General features: G+C 57.0%; 1 protein-coding gene. It reads right to left on the minus strand.

The window, feature by feature from the left end; translation table 11 throughout:
* On the minus strand, window positions 1–354 hold a 354-nt coding region (locus JK635_RS28020; RefSeq protein WP_498043856.1), incomplete at its 3' end, for an ABC transporter substrate-binding protein.
* Window positions 355–407: the final 53 nt, after the last annotated feature.

The following is a 407-nucleotide window of genomic DNA, read 5'->3' on the forward strand; positions in this document are numbered from 1 at the left end:
GTTTTCCTGATCGTATTTCACATCCTTGCCATTGACCTTGACCCAGGTCGCGATATAGAGCGGCTGCTGCAGCTGGTGGTCGGCCTTGCGCATTTCCACTTCGCCATTCAGGCTCTTGACCTTCATGCCCTCCATTGCGAAGGCCACCTTCACCGGGTCGGTGGTCTTGGCTTCGTTGAAGGCCTTGGCCAGCATCGCGATGCCGGTGTAGGTCGCCATCGCATAGTAATCGTCGTTGTATTTCTTCTTGAAATTCTCGACGATTTCCTTGCCGACATAACCCTCATTGTTGACGTTCCAGTAGCCCACATACTTGACCCGGTCGGCGCCGGCGGCGCCCATCGCGGTGGGCACGCCGGTGGTCGAGCCGTAGTAGGTATAGAAGTCGGCCTTCAGGTCGGCATCCT

This window comes from Neobacillus paridis, assembly GCF_016765675.1.
Classification (GTDB): domain Bacteria; phylum Bacillota; class Bacilli; order Bacillales; family Cytobacillaceae; genus Neobacillus; species Neobacillus paridis.